This window comes from Streptomyces sp. NBC_01474 (assembly GCF_035918215.1).
Classification (GTDB): domain Bacteria; phylum Actinomycetota; class Actinomycetes; order Streptomycetales; family Streptomycetaceae; genus Streptomyces; species Streptomyces aureus.
On sequence record NZ_CP109449.1, the window covers coordinates 6,574,324 to 6,596,109 of the forward strand.

General features: G+C 69.0%; 26 protein-coding genes and 1 riboswitch. Of the genes, 19 read left to right on the plus strand and 7 right to left on the minus strand.

Annotation, left to right across the window (positions count from 1 at the left end):
- Positions 1–32 precede the first annotated feature (32 nt).
- Together OG758_RS30060 and OG758_RS30065 are read left to right on the plus strand one after the other, a co-directional pair.
- Positions 33–389 carry a GroES family chaperonin gene (locus OG758_RS30060; RefSeq protein WP_116512770.1) on the plus strand — a complete coding sequence of 119 codons (357 nt, stop codon included), beginning with the start codon at positions 33–35 and terminating at the stop codon, positions 387–389.
- A gap of 72 nt (positions 390–461) precedes the next feature.
- Positions 462–522, plus strand: a riboswitch (guanidine-III (ykkC-III) riboswitch).
- A gap of 31 nt (positions 523–553) precedes the next feature.
- Positions 554–874 (plus strand): DMT family transporter, encoded by a 321-nt coding sequence (locus OG758_RS30065; protein ID WP_227294972.1) that lies wholly within the window; start codon positions 554–556, stop codon positions 872–874.
- A 12-nt stretch (positions 875–886) separates the two neighbouring features.
- Here the strand turns inward: OG758_RS30065 and OG758_RS30070 are convergent, their stop codons facing one another.
- Positions 887–3,133, minus strand: a complete 2,247-nt coding sequence (locus tag OG758_RS30070; protein ID WP_326712800.1) for a transglycosylase domain-containing protein — start codon at positions 3,131–3,133, stop codon at positions 887–889.
- 209 nt (positions 3,134–3,342) lie between these two features.
- Between OG758_RS30070 and OG758_RS30075 the strand changes: the two genes are divergently transcribed.
- Genes OG758_RS30075 through OG758_RS30090 form a run of 4 tightly spaced genes read left to right on the plus strand, consistent with a single transcriptional unit; the run spans position 3,343 to position 6,802 of the window.
- Positions 3,343–4,155 (plus strand): ABC transporter permease, encoded by an 813-nt coding sequence (locus OG758_RS30075; RefSeq protein ID WP_326712801.1) that lies wholly within the window; start codon positions 3,343–3,345, stop codon positions 4,153–4,155.
- 40 nt (positions 4,156–4,195) lie between these two features.
- Positions 4,196–4,960 (plus strand): ABC transporter permease, encoded by a 765-nt coding sequence (locus tag OG758_RS30080; protein ID WP_326716078.1) that lies wholly within the window; start codon positions 4,196–4,198, stop codon positions 4,958–4,960.
- A gap of 6 nt (positions 4,961–4,966) precedes the next feature.
- Complete coding sequence (locus tag OG758_RS30085) at positions 4,967–5,956, plus strand: ABC transporter ATP-binding protein (RefSeq protein WP_326712802.1); 990 nt, start codon at positions 4,967–4,969, stop codon at positions 5,954–5,956.
- A 9-nt stretch (positions 5,957–5,965) separates the two neighbouring features.
- A complete protein-coding gene (locus OG758_RS30090) occupies positions 5,966–6,802 on the plus strand; it encodes a DUF1707 SHOCT-like domain-containing protein (RefSeq protein ID WP_326712803.1) in 837 nt (278 codons plus the stop codon).
- Between the two features lie 12 nt (positions 6,803–6,814).
- Here the strand turns inward: OG758_RS30090 and OG758_RS30095 are convergent, their stop codons facing one another.
- A complete protein-coding gene (locus tag OG758_RS30095) occupies positions 6,815–8,137 on the minus strand; it encodes an SGNH/GDSL hydrolase family protein (protein WP_326712804.1) in 1,323 nt (440 codons plus the stop codon).
- A gap of 290 nt (positions 8,138–8,427) precedes the next feature.
- On the opposite strand from OG758_RS30095, the gene OG758_RS30100 reads away from it, so the two are divergent.
- Positions 8,428–9,756 (plus strand): DUF445 domain-containing protein, encoded by a 1,329-nt coding sequence (locus OG758_RS30100; RefSeq protein ID WP_382060198.1) that lies wholly within the window; start codon positions 8,428–8,430, stop codon positions 9,754–9,756.
- On the opposite strand, the gene OG758_RS30105 is transcribed toward OG758_RS30100, so the two are convergent.
- Positions 9,686–10,978 (minus strand): MFS transporter, encoded by a 1,293-nt coding sequence (locus OG758_RS30105; protein ID WP_326712805.1) that lies wholly within the window; start codon positions 10,976–10,978, stop codon positions 9,686–9,688. The genes OG758_RS30100 and OG758_RS30105 overlap by 71 nt on opposite strands.
- 71 nt (positions 10,979–11,049) lie before the next feature.
- Here OG758_RS30105 and OG758_RS30110 point away from each other — a divergent pair, with 71 nt between their 5' ends.
- Positions 11,050–12,150, plus strand: a complete 1,101-nt coding sequence (locus tag OG758_RS30110) for a GlxA family transcriptional regulator (RefSeq protein WP_326712806.1) — start codon at positions 11,050–11,052, stop codon at positions 12,148–12,150.
- Between the two features lie 73 nt (positions 12,151–12,223).
- Positions 12,224–12,586, plus strand: a complete 363-nt coding sequence (locus OG758_RS30115) for a VOC family protein (protein WP_266670934.1) — start codon at positions 12,224–12,226, stop codon at positions 12,584–12,586.
- Between the two features lie 17 nt (positions 12,587–12,603).
- Here OG758_RS30115 and OG758_RS30120 read toward each other — a convergent pair whose 3' ends face one another.
- Complete coding sequence (locus OG758_RS30120; RefSeq protein WP_266670932.1) at positions 12,604–12,909, minus strand: hypothetical protein; 306 nt, start codon at positions 12,907–12,909, stop codon at positions 12,604–12,606.
- A gap of 203 nt (positions 12,910–13,112) precedes the next feature.
- Here OG758_RS30120 and OG758_RS30125 point away from each other — a divergent pair, with 203 nt between their 5' ends.
- The 7 genes from OG758_RS30125 (at position 13,113) to OG758_RS30155 (ending at position 17,991) form a co-directional block, all read left to right on the plus strand.
- A complete protein-coding gene (locus OG758_RS30125; RefSeq protein WP_326712807.1) occupies positions 13,113–13,517 on the plus strand; it encodes a WXG100 family type VII secretion target in 405 nt (134 codons plus the stop codon).
- A 148-nt stretch (positions 13,518–13,665) separates the two neighbouring features.
- Positions 13,666–13,977 (plus strand): WXG100 family type VII secretion target, encoded by a 312-nt coding sequence (locus OG758_RS30130; protein ID WP_326712808.1) that lies wholly within the window; start codon positions 13,666–13,668, stop codon positions 13,975–13,977.
- Positions 13,977–15,683 (plus strand): RNase A-like domain-containing protein, encoded by a 1,707-nt coding sequence (locus OG758_RS30135; RefSeq protein ID WP_326712809.1) that lies wholly within the window; start codon positions 13,977–13,979, stop codon positions 15,681–15,683. Before OG758_RS30130 ends, OG758_RS30135 begins: the two co-directional genes overlap by 1 nt.
- A 44-nt stretch (positions 15,684–15,727) precedes the next feature.
- Positions 15,728–16,387 (plus strand): hypothetical protein, encoded by a 660-nt coding sequence (locus OG758_RS30140; RefSeq protein ID WP_326712810.1) that lies wholly within the window; start codon positions 15,728–15,730, stop codon positions 16,385–16,387.
- A gap of 9 nt (positions 16,388–16,396) precedes the next feature.
- Positions 16,397–16,702, plus strand: coding sequence for an RNase A-like domain-containing protein (locus OG758_RS30145; protein ID WP_326712811.1), 306 nt, complete (start codon positions 16,397–16,399; stop codon positions 16,700–16,702).
- A gap of 34 nt (positions 16,703–16,736) precedes the next feature.
- Positions 16,737–17,438 (plus strand): contact-dependent growth inhibition system immunity protein, encoded by a 702-nt coding sequence (locus OG758_RS30150; RefSeq protein WP_326712812.1) that lies wholly within the window; start codon positions 16,737–16,739, stop codon positions 17,436–17,438.
- A gap of 127 nt (positions 17,439–17,565) precedes the next feature.
- Positions 17,566–17,991 (plus strand): DUF4440 domain-containing protein, encoded by a 426-nt coding sequence (locus OG758_RS30155; protein WP_326712813.1) that lies wholly within the window; start codon positions 17,566–17,568, stop codon positions 17,989–17,991.
- 44 nt (positions 17,992–18,035) lie between these two features.
- Here OG758_RS30155 and OG758_RS30160 read toward each other — a convergent pair whose 3' ends face one another.
- Together OG758_RS30160 and OG758_RS30165 are read right to left on the minus strand one after the other, a co-directional pair.
- Positions 18,036–18,413: a hypothetical protein gene (locus OG758_RS30160; RefSeq protein WP_326712814.1), complete on the minus strand. Its 378-nt coding sequence runs from the start codon at positions 18,411–18,413 to the stop codon at positions 18,036–18,038.
- A complete protein-coding gene (locus OG758_RS30165) occupies positions 18,410–18,721 on the minus strand; it encodes a hypothetical protein (RefSeq protein ID WP_326712815.1) in 312 nt (103 codons plus the stop codon). Before OG758_RS30165 ends, OG758_RS30160 begins: the two co-directional genes overlap by 4 nt.
- A gap of 196 nt (positions 18,722–18,917) precedes the next feature.
- On the opposite strand from OG758_RS30165, the gene OG758_RS30170 reads away from it, so the two are divergent.
- The 3 genes from OG758_RS30170 to OG758_RS30180 all read left to right on the plus strand — a co-directional run bounded on the left by OG758_RS30170 (position 18,918) and on the right by OG758_RS30180 (position 20,470).
- Complete coding sequence (locus OG758_RS30170; protein WP_326712816.1) at positions 18,918–19,712, plus strand: helix-turn-helix domain-containing protein; 795 nt, start codon at positions 18,918–18,920, stop codon at positions 19,710–19,712.
- Positions 19,705–19,926 carry a DUF397 domain-containing protein gene (locus tag OG758_RS30175; protein ID WP_326712817.1) on the plus strand — a complete coding sequence of 74 codons (222 nt, stop codon included), beginning with the start codon at positions 19,705–19,707 and terminating at the stop codon, positions 19,924–19,926. Before OG758_RS30170 ends, OG758_RS30175 begins: the two co-directional genes overlap by 8 nt.
- Before the next feature lie 151 nt (positions 19,927–20,077).
- Positions 20,078–20,470, plus strand: a complete 393-nt coding sequence (locus tag OG758_RS30180) for a signal peptidase I (RefSeq protein WP_326712818.1) — start codon at positions 20,078–20,080, stop codon at positions 20,468–20,470.
- A 101-nt stretch (positions 20,471–20,571) separates the two neighbouring features.
- On the opposite strand, the gene OG758_RS30185 is transcribed toward OG758_RS30180, so the two are convergent.
- Complete coding sequence (locus OG758_RS30185; protein WP_326712819.1) at positions 20,572–21,621, minus strand: hypothetical protein; 1,050 nt, start codon at positions 21,619–21,621, stop codon at positions 20,572–20,574.
- Positions 21,622–21,786: the final 165 nt, after the last annotated feature.

The following is a 21,786-nucleotide window of genomic DNA, read 5'->3' on the forward strand; positions in this document are numbered from 1 at the left end:
CGGGCGTGGCCGCGGCAGGTAGGTTTCGGGGCGTGAGCGCCAACAGCGAGAAGCACAGCACCCAGCACGACAAGTTGCCCATCCGTATGCTGCACGACCGTGTGCTCGTGCGGCAGGACTCCGCCGAGGGCGAGCGGCGCAGTGGCGGCGGCATCCTGATTCCGGCGACCGCGGCGGTCGGGCGGCGCCTGGCCTGGGCCGTGGTGGTGGCCGTCGGGCAGAACGTGCGGACGGTGGAGCCGGGCGACCGGGTGTTGTACGACCCGGAGGACCTGGCCGAGGTGGAGGTGCGGGGTGTCGCGTACGTGCTGATGCGTGAGCGCGATCTGCACGCGGTGGCCGCCGACCGGTTCGAGGGCTCCCAGGATTCGACGGGCCTGTACCTGTAGATCGCACGGCTCGTACGCATTGCCTCACTCAAGGGCTGGTGACCGTTGTCACCAGCCCTTTTGCGCGTTCTTTGCTACCTTTGGGGGACCCCGACGAGACGCGCCGTACCGGGTATCGCAAAGACGACGCACCCCTGTTGATCCAACTGACGGAGGTGCCTGTCATGGCCTGGGTTCTTATCGTGATCGCCGGTTTTCTCGAGGTCGGCTGGTCGATCGGCATGAAGTTCACGGACGGGTTCACCCGGCTGTGGCCGAGCGTTTTCACCGGCGCGGGCATCGTCGCCAGCATGGTGATGCTCTCCTACGCCGCCAAGACCCTGCCGATCGGTACGGCCTACGGCGTATGGGTGGGCATCGGTGCGGCCGGTGCGGCCGTCGTCGGCATGCTGGCGCTCGGGGAGCCGGCGACGGCGGCGCGGATCTTCTTCATCGTGCTGCTGATCGTGGCGATCGTGGGGCTGAAGGCGACGTCGGGCCACTAGACACCGGCCCGGTCACCGCCCGGGGTCGGATTCGGGGTCGCGGGTGGAGTCCGAGTCGTCGAGCAGTTCGTTCACCGGGCCTGACGGTGTGTTCGGTTCCTCCGACGGAGTCGCGAGGGTGGGCTCCGCCGGTGTGGACGGTTCGGTCGGGGGGCCGGACGACGCCGGTTCGGACGGGGGCTCGCTGGAGGGCTCGCCGGTGGTCGGTTCGGTGGACGGTTCGTCGGGTGCGGCCGAGGGGATCTCGGGCTGTTCGGCGCCGGACTCCAGGTCCAGGTCGAAGTCCTTGGGCGTACTGCCCTCGAGTGCGGCCTTGGTGAACTGGGCCCAGATCTGCGCCGGGAAGCCGCCGCCGTTGATGCGGGGCAGGCCGAGCGCCCCGTACAGCGGGGTGTGGGCGCCGGTGTCGGGGTTCTGGCCCATGACGGCGACGACGGTGGCGAGGTCGGGGGTGTAGCCCGCGAACCAGGCTGCCGTGTCCTCCTCGGCGGTGCCGGTCTTGCCGGCGGCGGGCCGGCCGGCGGCGAGGGCGGCGGTGCCGGTGCCGCCCTCGACGACGCTCTGCAGGACGGACGTGGTCGTGTCGGCGGACTCGCGGGTGACGGCGCGCTCGGTGCGCCGGTCGGGCAGGTCGATGTTCTCGCCGTCCTTGGTGACCTCGGCGACGAGTGTGTACGTGGCGCGCTTGCCGTGGTTGGCAAGGGTGGCGTACGCCTCGGTCATGTCGAGGACGCTGGCCGTGGACGGGCCGAGCGCGATCGAGGGGGACTCGGTCAGGTCGGGGGTGTCCTTGGGCAGCCCGAGGGCGATGGCGGTCCGCTTGACCTTGTCGGAGCCGACGTCGACGGCCATCTGCGCGTAGACGGCGTTGACGGACTTGTCGGTCGCGGTGCGGACGGTGATGGGGCCGTAGTCGGTCTTGTCCTCGTTCTCCGGGGCGTAGTAGCCGCCGCTCCAGCCTTGTACGGGGCGGGCGTTGGTGCCGTCGTAGACGGTGTTCGGGGTGATGGTGCGGCCGTCCTGGGTGGTGGAGGCGTTCTCCACGGCCGAGGTGAAGACGAACGGCTTGAACGTGGAGCCGACTTGATAGTCGCGGCGCGTGGCGTTGTTGACGTACTGCTTCGTGTAGTCGATGCCGCCGTACATGGCGAGGACCTTGCCGGTCGCGGGGTCGATGGCGGCGCCGCCGGCGCGGACGTTGCGGTCGGCCGCGCGGTTCTCCTTGTCGAGTCCGGACATCAGCTGGTCGTCGACGGCTTTGACGAAGGCGTCCTGTTTCTTCTTCTGGAGCGTGGTGGTGATGCGGTAGCCGCCGACGGCCAGGGTGTCCTCGTCGATGACGTCGTTGTCCGTGAGGTAGTCCTTGACGGCCTGGACGAGGTAGCCGCGCTGGCCGGACATCCCGGCGGGGCCCTTGGCGTCGTCGGGCATGGGGAACGTCATCTTCTTGCGGTCGGCTTCGCTGAGCCACTTCTCCTTGACCATGCCGTCGAGGACGTAGTTCCAGCGGGCGACGGCCTGCGCCTTGTTCTCGGGGTGGGCGATGACGTCGTACGAGCTGGGGGCGTTGAGGAGGGCCGCGAGGTAGGCGCCCTGCGCGGTGGTGAGGTCCTCGACGTCGACGCCGTAGTAGGCCTGGGCGGCGGCCTGGATGCCGTAGGCGTTGCGGCCGAAGTAGCTGGTGTTGAGGTAGCCCTCGAGGATGTGGTCCTTGCTCTCCTCGCGGTCCAGCTTGATCGAGATGAAGAACTCCTTCACCTTGCGGGTGATGGTCTGTTCCTGGCCCAGGTAGTAGTTCTTCACGTACTGCTGGGTGATCGTCGAGCCGGACTGCTTGCCCTTGCCGGTGACGGTGTTCCAGGCGGCGCGGACCATCGCCTTGGGGTCGATGGCGGACTCGCTGTAGAAGTCGCGGTCCTCGGCGGCCAGGACGGTGTGCTGGACGTTCCTGGGGATCTGGGAGAGGGAGACGTTCTCGCGGTTGATCTCGCCGTCGCGGGCGAGCTGGCTGCCGTCGGCGTACAGGTAGACGTTGCTCTGCGCGGTGGCGGTGGCGTTGGCGGGCGGGATCTTGACGAGGACGTAGCCGAGGGCGAACAGGCCGATGCACAGGAGCAGGAAGCAGAGGATCGTGCCGAGGGTCATGCGCCAGGTGGGGATCAGGCGGCGCCAGCCCGTGCGCCGGGGGCGTGTGCGTTTCGCCGGTTTCCCGGCCTTCCCGGACTCTGCGGCCTTCGGCTGCTGCGGCTCGTCGCTCATGCCCTGTGGAACTCCTGTTTCCCTCCGTACGTCACGTACGCCTCGTACGGCTCTTTACTTCCTGCCGGACACTCTGGCATCGATGGGTGGTGCGGCCGGGGCGTGGCACGCGCCGGGGGAGCCGAAAATGCGTGGCACGGTACACCCTGCTCCCGCTAGGCTCCTGCGCTTTGGTCCGGAACGGAAGACGGGAGCGCGAGGGAGTGTTCGTGGGGTCCTGCCGTCTGTACGCGGCCGTCGCGGCCGGTGGGTTCCGGCGCTACGCGACGTACCGTTCGGCCACCGCGGCGGGCGTGTTCACGAACACGGTCTTCGGGTTCATCGTGGCGTACACGTACCTGGCGCTGTGGGACGAGCGGCCGGGGCTCGGCGGGTACGACCAGGCGCAGGCGCTGACGTATGTGTGGATCGGGCAGGCGCTCGCGCAGGCCCTGTCGATGTTCAACACGGGGTTCGCCGTCGACATGGTGGCGCGGATCCGTAACGGCGACATCGCTGTGGATCTGTACCGGCCTGTGGACCTCCAACTTTGGTATCTGGCCGGTGACTTGGGGCGTGCCCTGTTTCAGTTGTTCAGCCGGGGTCTGGTGCCGCTGACGGTGGGCGCGCTCGCGTTTCCGCTCGCGCTGCCGGGCGATCCGGTGGTGTGGCTGGAGTTCCTGGTGGCGGTGGTGCTGGCGGTGGTGGTGAGTTTCGCGATCCGCTATGTGCTGGCGCTGAGCGCGTTCTGGCTGCTCGACGGGTCGGGTGTCCTGCAGTTCGGCGGTCTGGTGGGGATGTTCTTCACGGGGCTGCTGCTGCCGTTGAACGCGATGCCCGGCGCGCTCGGTGACATCGCGCGGGTGCTGCCGTGGGCGTCGCTCCTCCAGATGCCGGCGGACATCCTCCTCGGCGCCCGCTCCGGCGCGGCCGAGGTCCTCATGGCGTACGCCTTCCAGGCCGGCTGGGCGGTCGTCCTGCTCGCCGCGGGCCGCCTCCTCCAGTCCTCCGCGACGCGCAAGGTGGTGCTCCAAGGTGGCTGACGTCGGCGGGAGCGTACGGGTCTACGGCCTGATCGCCGCGATGTGGATCCGCTCCACCCTGGTCTACCGCACGTCGTTCGCGGCCGCGGTCCTCACCAACTTCCTTGTCACGGCACTCGATTTCGTCGTGATCTGGATGATGTTCTCGCAGGCGACCTCGATCGGCGGCTACAGCTTCGCGGAGACCGCGTTCCTGTACGGGACCGCTTCCGTCTCCTTCGGGATCACCGCTCTCCTGCTCGGCAGCGTCGACGATCTCGGGCTGCGGGTGCGCGACGGCTCCCTCGACGCGTTCCTGGTGCGCCCCGCCCCCGTGCTCGTACAGGTGGCGGCGGACCGCTTCGGCCTGCGTCGCCTCGGCCGTTTCCTCCAGGGCGCCCTGGTCCTCGGCTGGTCGCTGACGCGCCTGGACCTCGACTGGACGCCGGCCAAGCTGCTTCTGCTGCCGGTGATGCTGCTGAGCGGCGCGGCGATCTTCGGCGCGGTGTACGTGGCGGGGGCGGCGTTCCAGTTCTGGGCGCAGGACGCGGCGGAGGCGCAGAGCGCGTTCACGTTCGGCGGGCTGACGCTGCTCCAGTACCCGCCGACGGTGTTCGCCAGGGACTTCGTGATCGGCGTGACGTTCGTCGTGCCGCTGGCCTTCGTCAACTGGCTGCCCGCGCTGTACGTGCTCGGCCGCCCCTACCCCGTCGGCCTGCCCTGGTGGCTCGCCTTCACGCCGCCGCTGGTGGCCGCCGGGAGCTGTGCGCTCGCGGGTCTGGCCTGGCGCGCGGGTGTCCGTTCGTATCGCAGCACCGGGAGCTGAAGACGTATGGCTGAGGACTTCATCGAGGTCGACGGCGTGGAGAAGGTCTTCGACGTGCGCAGGAAGACGGGACTGCTGCGGCGCGAGCGCCATCAGGTGCGGGCCGTCGACTCGCTGACCTTCAGCGTGCCGCGCGGCGAGATGGTCGGCTACATCGGGCCGAACGGCGCGGGCAAGTCCACCACGATCAAGATGCTGACCGGCATCCTCACGCCGAGCGCGGGCCGGCTGCGGGTCGCGGGCATCGAGCCGTCCCGGGAGCGGACGCGGCTGGCCCGGCGGATCGGCGTGGTGTTCGGGCAGCGTACGACGCTGTGGTGGGACCTGCCGCTGATCGACTCGTACCGGCTGATGCACCGCATGTACCGCATCCCGGACGCCCGTTACCGGGAGAACCTCGACCGGTGCGTCGAACTGCTCGAACTGGGCGGTCTGCTGGACACGCCGGTGCGGCAGCTCTCCCTCGGGCAGCGCATGCGCGGCGACATCGCGGCGGCACTCCTGCATGACCCCGAGGTGCTCTACCTCGACGAGCCGACCATCGGGCTCGATGTCGTCTCCAAGGTCAAAGTGCGGGGATTCCTGCGGGAGTTGAACGAGGATCGCGGTACGACGGTGCTGCTGACCACGCACGACCTGACCGACATCGAGCAGCTGTGCAAGCGCGTCATGGTCATCGACCACGGACGTCTCATGTACGACGGCCAACTCGACGGCCTGCACCAGGTGGGGGAGAGTGAGCGGACCCTCGTCGTCGATCTGGAGCGTGAACTGCCGCCCCTGGACGTGGAGTTCGCCCGGGTGGTGAAGGTGGACGGGCCGCGCCAGTGGCTGGCGTTCCCGGCCGCGCAGTCGGCGGCGCCGCTGGTCGCGCAGATCGCGGCCGGGTATCCGCTGGCGGATCTGTCGGTGCGGGAGCCGGACATCGAGTCCGTGATCGCCCGGATGTACGCGAGGGAGGAACCATCCCTGGGAGGAACGGCCGCACCCTCGTAGGCTGACCCCATGACGGACGAACGCCCTGAGCGCCCCGAGCTGAACGACCTGCCCGAGCTGCGGGCCTCCGACGCCGACCGGGACCGGGTCGCGGAGGCACTGCGGGACGCCCTCGCCGAGGGACGCCTGGACATGGAGGAGTTCGACGAGCGGCTCGAGGCCGTGTACGCGGCGCGTACGTACGGCGAGTTGGCGCCGATCACGCGTGACCTGCCGGGAGCGGGCGCGGCGGCGCCGGGGCCCTCGGTGAGCTTCGTGAAGGAGCCGCAGCCCGAGGGCGCGGTCGACTGGCGGGCCCGGATCGGCGGGGAGGCCACGTCCACGTGGGCGCTCGCGCTCTTCGGCGGGTTCGGCCGCAAGGGGCGCTGGACGGTGGGTGAGAGGTTCACCGCGTTCGCGATGTTCGGCGGCGGCGAGATCGACCTGCGGGAGGCGCGGTTCGCGTCCCGTGACGTGGTCATCAACTGCTTCACGATCATGGGCGGGATCCAGATCAAGGTGCCGCCGGAGCTGGACGTCGCCGTCAAGGGCTTCGGCTTCATGGGCGGCGTCGACGACCGGGCGTCGGGCGAGGGCACACCGGGCTCCCCGCGCGTCGTCGTGCGGGGGTTCGCCCTGATGGGCGGCGTCGGCGTGGACCGCAGGGTGTCGCGTGAGGAGCGCCTTCGCCTCAAGGAGGAGCGCCGCCAGGACAAGCTGGACCGCAGGACGGCGCACCGTGAGGCGCTGGAGGGGCACCACGAGCGGCACGCCGAACGCCATCACCTGCGGCACGAACGCCATGAGGAGCGGCGCGAGCGCCAGTGGGAGCGGGCGGAGGAGCGCCGCGAGAGGCGTGAGCCGTAGCGCCGGGGCGCGCTACAGCTCGGCCGGCGTCGACCCCTTCAGCGTCGTCAGGTTGAACGTGTCCGCCATCCTGCGGAAGCCGGAGTCGCTCGGGTGCAGGTGGTCACCGGAGTCGTATCCGGGCAGCAGCTTGCGCGGGTTGTACGGGTCGCGCAGTGCCTTGTCGAAGTCGACGAACTCGTCGAAGACCTTGCCGGAGCGGATCTGCGCGTTCACGGACTGGCGCACGATGTCGAGGCGGGGCTCGTAGCCGCGGTGGCCCTGGAACGGCATGAGGGTCGCGCCGACCACGCGCAGGCCGCGGGTGTGCGCCTGCCGGGTCAGCTCCCGCAGCCCTTCGACGATCTTGTCGGGGTCGTTCTGGTGCGGGTTGCGGAGGATGTCGTTGATGCCGAGCGCGATCACGACGGCCTTGACGCCGGACCGGTCGAGGACGTCCCGGTCGAAGCGCGAGAGTCCGCTCGGGTTGTTCGCGGGGCGGCCGAGGCCGTCGGACAGGATGCGGTTGCCGCTGATGCCCTGGTTGACGACGCCGTAGCGCGCCGCGCCGTTCTCGTCGCGCAGTCGGGCGGCGAGGACGTCCGTCCAGCGGTGGTTGGCGCCCACCGTCGAGGTGACGCCGTCGGTCAGGGAGTCGCCGATCACGACGACGGTGCCGTCCGACTCGTTGCTGAGCACGTCGAGCGCGGTGACGTAGCGCCAGTACGGGGTCTGCTCCGTGTACGCGGCGCCGGTCGCGTCCTCCGCGCGGTCGCCCTGGGCGACGTACGACATCTGGCGGGCCTGCGGGTGGAAGGTGACCGGACCCGACGGGGTGGGCGAGTAGCTCGTGACGAGCATGTCCGCGTCGTGCGGGACGTGCAGCCGCACGGCGTCGCTCATGGCCTGGGAGCCGGCCGGGATGACGACCGAGGTGTTGCCGGCGAAGGTGAGGCGGCGCAGCGTGCCGGCCGCGGCGGCCGGGCTGTTGGGCGCGGCGGCGACGGCGACCGAGGCGTGCGTGATGCTGAGCGGCTGCTGCCCGTAGAGGTTGGAGAACGTGATGCGGGCGCTGGTGCCGCCGATGCTGGTGTGCACGACGTTGCGCACGGAGCGGCCCGCGAGGCCGTCGGTCTCGGTGCCGGGCTCGCCGCCCGCGGGAGAGGCCGACCAACTGCCCGACCAAGTACCGGTGGAGGCGGGGGCGGCCGAGTTCTGCGGGTGCCGGGGGCCGGCGCTGACCGTGCTGTTCGAGCCGTCGTAGGCACCGGAGACGCCCAGGTATATGGCGGCCGAAATCACGACGACCAGGGCCGCGAGCGCGGCCAGCAGGGCATAACCGTGGCGCTTGGTCATGCGGGGGTGTCTCCTCGGGGAGCGGGAGCCCCGAGGCTCCGGTGTGATGATCCCATGATGCTTCATGGGCCGGGAGGAAGCCGACACTGCCCCCCTCCGCCTTTTGAGACGCCGGGAACTTGTCGTCCGTTCCGGGAGTCGGTCAGGTAGGGACAATGTGTGAGAGGGACGACACGGGGGACAGCCGGGTGAGCGGACTTGTGACGGGCGGAGTGAGGCGAGTGGACGAAGTGGAGGACGCGAAGCGCGCGGCGGCCGCGCGCGGTACGGAGGAAACGGACGAAGCGGGCATGGGTGAGCATGCCCGTGCGGGCGGCGCCTCATTCGCGACGCGGCCGGCCCCGTTCGGCGCGGGCCCCGGCTCCTTCAGCCCCGCCGACGTGGAGAAGCAGCGCGGCGTACGGCGGATGAAGACCACCGCCACCGGCCTGCTCCTGCTCGTCGCCGTCATCTACGTACTCGCCAAGTGGGGGCAGAACTCCGGCGCCGGAGCCTGGGCGGGCTACGTCGCAGCCGCCGCCGAAGCGGGCATGGTCGGCGCCCTCGCCGACTGGTTCGCGGTCACCGCGCTCTTCCGCCGCCCCCTCGGCCTGCCCATCCCGCACACGGCGATCATCCCGACCAAGAAGGACCAGCTGGGCGTCTCGCTCGGCGAGTTCGTCGGGGAGAACTTCCTCTCCTCCGACGTCGTACGGCAGCGGCTGCGCGCCGTCGGCATCGGTGGCCGGCTCGGCACCTGGCTGGCCGAACCGGAGCACGCCGACCGGGTGACGGCCGAGCTCGCCACCGCCCTGCGCGGCGCCCTCACCGTGCTGCGCGACTCGGACGTCCAGGCGGTCGTCGGCGAGGCCATCACGCGCCGCGCCGACGCCCAGGAGGTCGCGCCCGGCATCGGCAAGTTGCTGGAGAAGGTCGTCGCCGACGGCGGCCACAAGCGGGCCGTGGACCTCATCTGCGCACGGGCCCACGACTGGCTGGTGCGGCACGGGGACTCCGTCATGGACGCGGTGCAGGGCGGCGCCCCCGGCTGGACCCCACGGTTCGTCGACAGGAAGATCGGCGACCGCGTCTACAAGGAGCTCCTGCGCTTCGTCACCGAGATGCGCGACATGCCCGAGCACCCGGCCCGCGGCGCCCTCGACCGCTTCCTCGGCGACTTCGCCTCCGACCTCCAGTCCGACACGGACACGCGGGCGCGCGTCGAGCGCCTGAAGTCCGAGATCATCGCCCGTCCCGAGGTCCAGGACCTGATCGCCTCCACCTGGTCCGCGGTCCGCGCCATGATCGTCGCGGCGGCGGAGGACGAGCGCAGCGAACTGCGGCTGCGCGTACGGGCCTCGCTGCTCTCCCTCGGCCGCCGGATGGCGACCGACCGCCGCCTCCAGGACAAGGTCGACGGCTGGGTCGAGGGCGCGGCCACGTACGTCGTCACGACGTACCGCAAGGAGATCACCTCGCTGATCACGGACACCGTGGCGGGCTGGGACGCCGAGCACACCTCGAAGAAGATCGAGGCGCACATCGGCCGTGACCTGCAGTTCATCCGGATCAACGGCACCGTGGTGGGCTCGCTGGCAGGGCTCGCGATCTACGCGGTGTCGCGGGCGCTGGGGGCGTGACGCGCTGACCTTGCGGCTTCCGCAGGGTCAGCGCGAGGAGAGCCGCCCCCGCGCACAGCGCGCCCGCGCCCACCCACACCGGGTCGTACGAGCCGAAGGCGTCCCGCGCCATCCCGCCCGCGAACGCCACGGCCCCGGCCCCGACCTGGTGCGCGGCGCTCACCCAGCCGAACACGACCGGTGCGTCCGCCCCGTAGTGGGCGCGGCACAGCGCGATCGTCGGCGGCACGGTCGCCACGTCGAGCAGCCCGAAGACGACGGTGAACGCGACGAGCGGCGCGTCCACGGCCGACGTCAGGAGCAGCGGCAGCGCGAGGAGGGTGAGGCCGCGCAGGGCGTAGTACACGGCGAGCAGGCGGCGCGGATCGGCGCGGTCCGTCAGCCATCCGGACGCCACCGTCCCCGCGACATTGAAGATCCCGATGAGGGAGAGCAGCGACGCGGCGACGGTCACCGGCATCCCGTGGTCGTGGGCGGCGGGCGCGAAGTGCGTCCACATCACTCCGTTCGTCGAGGCGCCGCAGACCGCGAAGGTCCCCGCGAGCAGCCAGAACGGGCCGGTGCGGGCGGCGCGGGCGAGCGTGCGCAGGGCGCGCCGCGCGGCGTCCTCCCTCAGGGCCGGCCCCTTCCGCGGATCGCGCACCGCGGCCCACACCACGGGCAGCGCGCCGGCCGCGGCGAGCGCGAGAGCCGCGGCGGCCGCCCGCCACGAGTACGCGTCGATCACCCACGACAGCACGGGCAGGAACACGAACTGCCCCACCACGCTCGCCGCCGTGAGCAGCCCGGTGACGAGCCCGCGCCGCGCCACGAACCACCGCTCGGTGACGGTCGCGGCGAACGTCGTGGCCACCGCCCCCGTCCCCAGGCCCACCAGCACGCCCCAGTACAGGACGAACTGCCAGGGCGCGGTCATGGTCGTGGCCAGCCCGGCCCCGGCCCCGACGAGACACAGGGCGCCCACGGCGACGCGCCGCATCCCGAGCCGGTCCATGAGCGCCGCGGCGAAGGGGGCACTCGCCCCGTACACGACCATGCTCACGAGCGAGCCGAGCCCGACGGACGCCCGTGACCAGCCGAGATCCTCGTGCAGAGGCCCGACGAGCAGACCGGCGAGCGTGCTGAACGCACCGGCCGTGACGATGGCGAGCGCGGCCCCGGCGGCGACGGTCCAGGGCGAGCCGGGTTTCCGGGGGTGCGGCCGGGGGCTGGAGTTCTTCATGACTTCACCCTGTGACGGAGGCACCCGCCGCCACGACTGGCCAGATGGCCATGAGGTGAAAGAATCTGGCCATGACTCCCGTAAGGCCCGCGACGCCGGCGCACAGCGGTCGCCGGACCGTCGCCGTCCTCGTGCGTGACGGCGTCCTGCCCATGGAACTCGGCCTGATCCACCAGCTGTTCGGCACGGCGAGGTCCGCGGCGGGCGAGCCGCTCTACGACGTCCGCACCTGCGCCCCGCGCCCCGGCAGGATCCGCACGGACGCGGACTTCCCGATCTACGCGGAGCACGGCCTCGAGGCGGTGGCGGCCGCGGACACGGTCCTCGTGCCGGCGTCGCACGAGACGGACGAGGGCCTGCGACCGGGAGGCCTGCCCGAGGAGCTGGCGGAGGCCCTGCGCGAGGCGGCGGCCCCTAGTGGGGCGGAGGCCCTGCGTGACGCGGCGGCGGCCCCCAGTGGGGCGGAGGAGGTGCGTGGGGCGGAGGACGCGTCCGGGCAACACCCCACGCGGGGCCCCCGCCGCATCGCCTCCATCTGTACGGGCTCGTTCGTGCTCGCCGCGGCGGGACTGCTGGACGGCCGGCGTGCGACGACGCACTGGATGTCGGCCGATCTCTTCGCGCGCACGTTCCCGTCCGTGACGGTGGACCCCGGCGTCCTCTACGTCGACGAGGGCCGGATGCTCACATCCGCGGGCGAGGCGGCGGGCATCGACCTGTGCCTCCACATGATCCGCCGCGACCACGGCGCGGCCGTCGCGGCGGAGGTGGCGCGCCGCACGGTGGTGCCCCCGCACCGTGAGGGCGGCCAGGCGCAGTACATTCAACGCCCCGTGGAATCAGCGGGGTTGACGTCCACGTCCGCGTCGCGCGCCTGGGCCCTCACCCGCCTCGCCGAGCCCCTCACCCTCGCCGAACTGGCCGCACACGACGCCGTGTCCGTGCGCACCTACAGCCGCCGCTTCCGGGAAGAGACCGGCCTCACCCCGATCCAGTGGCTGACCCAGCGCCGGGTGGACCGCGCCCGCGAACTCCTGGAACAGACCGACCACACGGTCGACCGCATCGCGACGGAGGCGGGCTTCGGCACGGGAGCCTCGCTCAGACAGCACTTCCAGGCGGGGCTCGGGGTGTCGCCGGGGGCGTACAGGTCGACGTTCAGGGGGAGGTGACGCGCACCTTCCGCAAGGATGACCGGGAGTCCGGGCACCGACCGGACCCCACTCCACCGCACGGGAGCCCCCGATGACCATCCGCAGGATCGTCCCGGACCTCACGACGAAGTCGCCGGAGTCGATGGCCGAGAACCGCGACTTCTACGGCCTGCTCGGCTTCGAGGAGGTCATGAACCAAGGCTGGGTGATGACACTCGCGTCCCCCTCCAACCCGACCGCCCAGGTCAGCTTCCTCACCCACGAGGCGACCGCGCCCGTGGTCCCGGACCTCAGCGTGGAGGTCGAGGACGTGGACGCGGTCTACGCGCAGGTACGCGCATCGGGCGCCGAGATCGTCCACGACCTCCGCGACGAGGAGTGGGGCGTACGCCGCTTCTTCGTACGGGACCCGGAAGGGCGAGTGGTGAACGTGCTGCAGCACCGGGGCGCGTAGTCCCGGAAAGGTCTGGCTTACGCGGCGCGCCGGTCGGCCAGCACGTACGACGCGGCGGCGACGCCCCCGGCGACCGTGAACACGGCGGGCCAGGCGCCGAGCTTCTTGGCGAGCGGGTGCGACCCGGCGAACGCGGCGACGTAGGCACCACCGAGGACGGCGGCGACCCGGCCCCCGGCGGCCTGCCGCCACTGAGCCCCGGCCGCGACACCGGCGGCGGCCAGCACCACGCCGCCGAGCTGCCGCTTCTTGGTGAACCGCGCCACGGCGTACCCGCCGACAATCCCACTCGCGGCCACTGCGGCCGCCGGTACCTTCGCCATCACTGCCTCACTTCTCCGTCATGTGCGGCCCGGGTGGACCGGGACCGATTCGAGGCTAACGCGCGGGATTGCGGCACCTGCGGGCAGGTGCGGTTCCCTGTGTACGGGGATCCGGGAGGCCGTCGTATGTGGCCCGCCGTGCACTAGAATTCCTGTGCGATCAACGGGGGTTGAGCGCCACATGTGACCGGGGGAGCGGCGTGATGGGCGATCCAAAAGATCTACGGGTTCCACCCGAGAAGCTGACCAAGCTCGCGGACGACCTGGACGGCATGCAGGACCACCTGGACACGCAGGTGAAGCGCATGGACACGATCGTCGACAGCATCGAGGCGGGCTGGAGCGGCCCGGCCTCGACGGCGTACCGGGGATTTCACCGGGCGGCGGCCGAGGACGCCGTACGGATCCGCGAGGTGATGAAGGTCCTGGAGCAGGCGGTCCGCATGAGCCGCGACGGCTTCACCCAGCTCGAACTGGACAAGCTCGACCAGTTCCGCCGCATCCAGGTCAACGTCGACGTGGCGGGCGAGGCGGACAAGCTGTCCACGCCGAACGTCGAGCCGGCTGCGCCGCCGTCACGGCCGCGCAGCGGCCTGGACAGCTTCTGACCCGGCCGGTCCAGCCGCTCGCCTCACCCGTCTCACCTTCACCATTCGCCGCCGCATCCGTACGCAGCCGTGGACCGCGAGCCCGTACGCAGATGTAGCCGCAGCCATCACTCGTAGCCGCAGACGTGCACAGCGACAAGGGGGATCCGTGCCGCCCAGCGACGCCGACGACCACATATCGGTCACCTTCACCACCCTCCACCATCTCGCGGTGGAGCTCGAGGACATCCTCAAGCAGCTCAACGGCCGGATCGACGACCTGTACGAGCGCGTAGAGCCCGTCGTCCTGTCCTGGCAGGGCGAGGCCCGGGAGATGTTCGTCGACAAGCTCGACGAGTGGGACCACTCGGCGCAGGATCTCCAGGCGTCCCAGAAGTGGCTGCACGAGATCGTGACGACGGGCCACATCAACTACGCGGCGGCGCACCGGGCGGTCCTGCGCGGCTGGGGCGCGGCCTGATGGGGACGCCGGCGCCGAGCAGCGGCACCATCGACGTCAAGCCCTCCACCCTGCACCAGGTCGCGGGTGGGTTCGCGGGCGAGCAGACGCCGTTCGACAAGGCCGCCAAGAACTTGATCAAGGAGCTGAAGGAGTACCCCGACGCGGGCGGCTACGGCACCGCCCCGCAGGCCTTCGCCGCCTCCTACCTCAAGGCCGGCAACCGCTACCTGGAGGTGTGGGCCAGGTCCGTCGTCAGTATCGGGGGCGCCGCGGTCGGGTTCGCCACCACAGCGAACAACTACTCCAAGGCGGAGGCGGCCAACGACGCCTCGGGCAAGACCAAGCCCCAGATCCAGGCCCCGCCCGTCGTCATCGACAAGGCCCCCGACTACGGCTCGGTCCCCGACCTGAAGTGGGGCGACGACGACGGCGGAGACGACTTCATCCGCTCGCTCCTGGAGTGCATCCCGGACGTCGTCTGGCACCTCATCCGCCCGCTGCTCGAACACGCCTTCCGCTGGGGCAAGGTCGCCGAGGTCTACCCGTATCCGCAGCAGCACTACCTCAACTCGCTGTCGCAGTCCTGGGCGGACATGACGAAGGCGCTGTCCTGGGCCGAGGGCAATCTGACGGGCCAGATGTACGGCATCACCCAGCAGAGCAACAGCGAATGGCACGACGCCATGCGCCAGTTCTGCAGCTCGCTGTGGGGCACCACGGCCTGGGGCAAGACGACGGCGACCTACGAGTGGAAGCACGACTCGGCCGCCAACCAGAAGCCGAGCCACCCGGTCATGTCCGTCCTGTTCGACACCGCGATGAAGATCAGCGACCTGCTGCGCGAGTTCGCCGAGGCGGCGGTGTACGTGAACGGCGAGGTCTGGGACATCTACTTCGACGCGGTCAAGAAGGCCGTCGGTGACATCGACCTCAGTGACGGCGTCGACCTCAAGGACCTCAAGGAGGGCGCGAAGGGCGTAGGCCGTTTCCTCAAGGGCCTCGCCAAGGGCGGCGCCGAGCTGAGCGTCGAGATCACCCTCAACATCGACACAGCCGCGCTCAACCGCGTCGTGGAGGAGTACAACCGCCGGGTGAACGCCCTCGTGCCTCAACTCAACGCACTGATGGATGCGTTGGACGAGGCGCACCGAAGTGCTCCGACGTACGCGGCGGAGGAGGCCCGCGCGGAATCCTTCGGCGCGCGCTCGCTGAACGACTTCAAGCAGGAGCACAAGTACACCAAGGACGCGGACGAGAAGAACCACTTCTACGCCATCGACCTGGCGAATGCCGAGGGCCTCTACGGCGGACACAGCGTGGACAAGCACGTGGGCAAGACGGACGAGCAGCTCGCCCAGAGGCTCCGCGATCAGCAGCTCGTCCGCCCGGACGGATCCGTGCGGCCGGAGGCGGCTTCGTCGTTCACGAACATGGCATCCGCCCAGCGCTTCACGCAGGACACCCTGGACGACATCGACAACGCGGGGAAGATCGAGCGCTGGCTCGATCGGCTGGAGAGGGCACCGACCGCGAACGAGAGGTCGACGCTCACTCTCGACAAGCCCTTCACCGAGGTGACGGGACGGACCGTCACCCGCGGCTCGTACGACAATGACGGTCTCGCGGCGAAGGGCGCCGATACCCATGGGGTGAACGTGGTCCTCCGGTACAAGAGGGGTCTTGAGCCACCCTTTATCGTGCTCACATCCATGCCGACCGCCTGAGCGGAAGGTCCTGAGCCCCCGAGCGGAGAGGAATAACCACCACTGTGACCATCCATACCGGCGCCGTTTACAACAACGGTGTCGTGGCGAGGCTCCTCGACGTACTCGTCGCGGCGCGAGAGCACACCCCGGCCACACCGCCCGGGGACGAGCTCGCGCGTGTCAACCGCACGCTGGACAGCAACGCCGCCGTGAGCTGGGCCATGCCGAGTGCCACCCTGACCGCCCTGCTCGACCTCATTGCCGGGCAACTGGAGCGATCGGCGGACGCGTCCCTCCCCGTCGGATTCGCCCAACGCCTGAAAGCCGCGGCGGGGGAGCAGGACCGGCTGGAATTCCTGAGGGAAACGGCCGCGACGCTGCGTGAATTGCAGCGAGAGGGCATCCCCCGCTTCGACGATCTGCCCCTGTCCCCGTGGGAGGCCGAACTCAGATTCGCGGCCTTGAGGGACTTCTCGTGGTGGGTTGAATCTGACGAATACGGCGCCTTTGACGAGGGAGTTCGCGACGGGGTGGCGAGCGAGCATCCGGACGGCTGCGCGGAGCGTGTCCCGCCCTTGATCGCAGAGCTGCACGCGGCCCTGCTGCTCGAAACGGACGCCGCTTCCTCCGCGTCACTTCGGTCGGTCGTGCCGTGGGCCACGCCCCCGGTCCTGCGGGAGATCCTGCGCCTGGCATCCACCCACCTTCTCGAAGCGCACTGAGGCCGCCCCATGCCGCAACCCAACCGCTCCGCCACCTACCCCGACCGCGAGACCGCGCAGTGGGCCACCCAGCAGGTGGTCACCGCCAACGAGCAGCTCATCCACCGCTGGCTCGCGCAGTCGACCCGCTCCCGCCTCGCCATCGAGGCCGCGTGGCCGTCCCGCCAGGACCCGGTCGGCCGGGTCCTGCTCCAGGCGATGATGCTGGCGGGCCGCGACCCCGTCGACGTACGGGCCGCCCGCGTCATCCTCAAGCGGGACGACGCGAGCCGGCACGGCTTCGCCGTGCACGCCACGTTCCCGGTCTACCTGTAGCCACCCGTATCACCCCGTAGAGGACGCCGCAGCCGTGCCCATGAAACCCCTCGAACACGACCGACGTTACGGCGAGTTGGACCAGGTGATGCGCGCCTACGACGGCCAGCCCGCCGACGACACCGAGGACAAGCCGAGCGCCGCCCTCACCGCCTACCTGCGTCACACCTGGCACGCGCGCCCGTGGGCGCTGGCCGCCGCCGAAACGCAACTGCGCGAGTACTCCCGTAACCCTCCGGGCCGAGTGCGCCTGCGCCTGGGCGAGTTCTATTCGGTGCCGGACGTAGGCCTGCCCGAGGGCGACATCCAGGGCTGGTTGGCCATCCTCGCCGACCACATCAAGCACAGCATCGAGGAGGGCGAAGTCCCGCCGCCTTCCGCCCCCGTGACCCACTGGGAGTGGCGCGCCCGCCTTCCCGAGGCGGCCCAGTTCCTCGGAGGCTGGTTCTCCCAGGACATGCCGGACGAGTTCGCAGACCAGGACGCGGCGGTCACGGACTACATCACCACCACCGACCCCCACCTCAAGGCGCGCCTGGCGGGAGAACTCCACGAACTGCTGGCCCTGCCCCTGGACGAGTCGGACTACGCGCTGGCGCTGACGGAACTGGGCATGGAGGTCGACCCTCCGGCGCCGTTTAGCCCGTCGGGGTGGCTGGCGCGGGTGGCGGAGCAGGTGGGCGGGGGAGGCTTCGTGGCGGATTACGGGGAGGGGCGGACGCCGGGCGGAGAGTAGGGGGCCAGCAAACAGTCGGTCACAGGACACGGGTACAGATACCCCAAGGCCCGCTCGGCGTAAGGGGGTTGAAGGCCGCCCAATAAAACGATTCGCGGCCGAAGGCTGGGGTGCTACGTTCCCGGCCATGCCCAACACCACTAACACCGCCATGGCTGCCAAGGCCGAGATAGACGCGATCACGGCGGAATTCTTCGGCGCGTTCGACAACAGGGGCGGCAGCGAGGCGGACGTCGACCGGATCCGCCGGCTCACGATCCCGGGCGCCGTGATCGTGAGCACCGGCCTGGCGACCACGGCCTACACGGTGGACGAGTTCATCGAGCCGCGCCGCAAGCTCCTGTCGGACGGTCGACTGGTGGAGTTCTCCGAGTGGGAGACCTCCGAACACACCCAGATCGCGGGCGACATCGCAGCGCGCTTCGGCGAGTACCGCAAGTCGGGCGTCATGAACGGCGAACCGTTCGAGGGCGGCGGCACGAAGTCCATCCAGTTCGTCCGCATGCCGGAGGGCTGGCGGATCGCTTCGTTCACTTGGTACGACCAGCCCTGACGGACGCGGACGCTGCGCGGAATCCGGGGGCCATCGGCGATCTTTTACTGACCCGCGCCCGTCTGCATCTCGGCGTCGGCCGGCTCGTCGTCATCACCAGCAGGCACGGGGAGCCGGTCCCCTCTGCTACGGGCGATGCGGTGCACGTCGTGAAGCGCCTCGGCCAATCGGGCTGCCAGAAAGCGGAGTTGGTGCGCGGTCGTCCTGCCGTCGCCTTCGCCGTCGCCAAGGAGGTCGGCGGCATGGTCGAGGAGTTCTACGGCCATGTCGAGCTGAACGGACTCGATGTTGTCGGCTACGCGGGAGAGGTGGCTCTTGCCGCTGCCGTCGCTTACGAGGTAGCAGGGCTTCCCGCCCAGGTTGGACCAGGGGAGGAGGCGCGGCCGGCTCACGGTTGTGGCGTCGTGGCTCTGGCAGATCACGCGACCACCTCAACGCCGGGGATGCGGCGCGGGCCGATGTCCACTCCGTGCACGGCGAGCCAAAGGGTGCGGCGTCGGCCGCGTTGCCGCTTCGCCTGCTCGCGTTGCTCATGGGCGAGGAGGTAGGGCCGGACGAGCCGGGAGTCTTCACCGCGGAGGGGGGCCGCGTGCGGGGAGGGGCGGCGAGGCGGGGTGGGGGCTGCGGGCGCGGGGTTCGGCGGCGCCCCCGCGTGCTGCCGGTGCCGCCCGGAGGCGGGCCACGCAAGCCGCAGCAGCGCCTTGATGAGTCGGGCGATGGGGTTCAACACGTCGTCAATTCCTCTGAAGTTGGTAGCCATGCCCCCGGGCCGTTTCGAGGACGGTCGCGGGGGTCTTCCGCGCCTGAGGGCAGGTCGACCTGCATGGACATCGCTGTGTAGCGATCCACTTACAGAGTGAGATGGGGCGGGTTAGTCTCACCAGGGGGTCAGAGGTGACAAAGCATCTGTCGCACGGGAGTTGACGATGAGCAACACCTATGGGGAATGGTTGAAGGCGCAGCGTGAGGCGGCGGGTGTAACGCAACAGGAGCTGGCCACGGCGGCGGTCATGACGCGTTCGCACATTTCGCACATCGAGGCGGGGCGACGGCTTCCGTCGAAGGCGGACGCACGGAGGCTCGACAAGGCCCTGAACACCGGGAACGTGTTGACTAGCTTCCTTCCCGACGGCGACGGGGCGGTGGCTGAGCACTTCGAGTCAGCTCATGCGCTCGAGCAACAAGCGGTTGAACTCAGGGAGTTCGCTCTCTCCTTCGTCCCCGGGATCCTCCAGACGGAAAGGTATGCCCGTGCGGTTTTGAGCCCTTCCTACCCTCCCGTGAGGGGAAAGGAATGTGACAGGCTCGTTGTCACACGGCTTGAGCGAGCGAAGATCCTTGAGGATCCCGTGTCGCCCGTAGTGTGGGCTCTCCTGGACGAGGCCGTGCTGGGCCGACCCATCGGTGGCCCCGACGTCATGGCCGAGCAGATCATGCACATCGTCAGGCTGGCCGAGTCGGGACGCATCCGCGTGCATGTACTGCCGCGCTCCTTGGGGTTCCACCCGTTGCTGGAGAGCATGTTGACGCTGATGTGGTTCGACGATCAGCCGCCGGTGGCATACAGCGAGGGGGTACGGATGGGGAAGGTGCATGACTCCCCGGCCATGGTTCAGGAGCTGCAAGGTCGTTACGATCTTGCGCTAAGCGACGCACTGCCGCTCAAGGAGTCACTGGCCCTGCTACGGGCGACGGCAAAGGACTACGGACATCATGACTGAACCGATCATCTGGAACACTGCCGGACTGAACGGCTGGCGGAAGTCGTCCTACAGCGGCAGCGAGGGCGGCAGCTGCCTGGAAGTCCTGGACAACCACCCCGCAGGCATCCCCGTCCGCGACTCCAAGACCCCGAACGGGCCTGCACTGGTCTTCCCTTCGGCTGACTGGTCCTCGTTCATCACAGCGGTCAAGGCGGGAAACCTCCACTCCTGACCGCTCGCCTGGAGGTATGGCAGCCATCTCAACGCTGTCGCACCTCCCGATAGGGAACCCTCTACGACGCGAGGCCGACCAAGGCCTGTTGCGGAATTGCTGGTCACGCGCCTGTGAGCGGCAATACGGGCGACTGCTAGCGTCCAGATACATGAACGACAGTGTGTATGTGGGCAACGCTGGCGAGGACGCGGCGCTGGACCGGGGGTGGCTCCTCGGGCACTTCAAGGACGTCGCAGATCCTCGTCACAGTGAGGATGTAGAGATCAAATGGGGCGTCCACCCGCGTGGCGACGAGCGAATGCAGTGGGTCAGAGGTGAGGAACGAACGGCTCTCCTGGTCCTCATCAGCGGTCGCTTCCACGTAGAACTCCCTGGTCGCCGTGTGCTCTTGGCCCAGCAGGGTGATTACGTGGTGTGGGGTCACGGAGTCGATCACTCTTGGTTCGCGGAAGAGGAGTCAGTAGTGCTGACGGTTCGGTGGCCGTCCGTACCCGGCTATGCGGTAACGCAGGAGGAGGGTACGGCGCAATCGCATGCCTGACTGCGAAAGCACATGTCGCGGCCCCGACCGTGAATCAGATCATGTGCGACGGGACAGCTGCGTTCTCGGCCGGGGCTACATTGCTCCTTTATGTCACCTGATTAATTCAAGCGAGCCGGGCAGTTAAGGCAAGACATTCCTCTAGGTGTGCCATCTGAAGGGGGATTTTGGTCAGAGCCCTGGAGTTCTGTGAGATTGCCGCTTTCGTCGCGGTAAATTATACCCACGTCGTGCAGGGTGAGTAGCTGGCGAATGTCTTCACCAGGTAGTCCGGGTGCCAATAGCATGCAGCGTAGCGGTATGCCGTTTTCTATCGAGTTCAAGTGTCTGCTCACATCCATAAGTTGCATGAGCGCATCCTTGAGGGCCTGGCGTGACGTACTCCCCGCTGGTTCGTAAAGAGTGTGTGCACTCTCGTCGTACAAGGAGGCTTGAAGAGTCTCTTCAATGTCTCTGACCTGCACTTCAAGGCGTCCAAAGTTGTGTTGCCGCTGGCTGAGGATTTCCTCGTAGTCGGCGATCAAGTCCTCTTGATTGCGTGCCGCTACAGTCGCTGCTGACATATCCCGCTGGCGCGCATCCCTGACTTCTTTGGGCTCCTCCAGTCGCATACGCCTTCGGTAGGGAATGAAACTTACCTTGGTCTTCTTCGCTGGCGGAATCGTGTCGGCTTCCGACCGGAAAAAGGCGCCGATCGGGCGAAGACGGAAGACGATGACATCACGCTTCTTCTTGTCCTGACCTCGGGCCTGGCGAACGGTATAGGGTTTGGTTTCATCCAGTTCAAAGGCGCCAATATATCGGTGTGTCTTCGTGTCGCTTCCTGGCGCCTTGCCGTACGCAATGAACAAATGGAGAATGCGTCCCTCTACGGCATGCCGTAATATCGACGCATTTCCGCCGACAAATGCTTGATCGTCCCGGGGGCCGGCGCCGGTGTATTCGAAGACGGGACCAAAGCGATCCTCTTCGCGGAGCCATCCGTCTCGGTACCCGTACTGCTCTCCTGACCCGATGTCCGAGTAGAGGACTACTGTCTTTTTCTCCACGGATGGAGTGATGCCGCCTTGCGGGCTTCCGCCCAGTTCCTTACGGATGTCGGCACGTGTCCGGATGTCTCCAGGTTGGAACGAGGAAGGGAAGGTCGTCATGATCGAAGGTTAGTTGCTTTCGTAGACATCGAAGGAGCAAGTTGGCTGATATGCAAGCGACTTGGGATGTGTCTCGACTAGTCCGCTGGCCCTCGAGAGATGATGCGTGCATGGATCAAGGACTAGCGGGGGTAGTTGCCGGCATCGTGGGCACGGGAGGCGCGG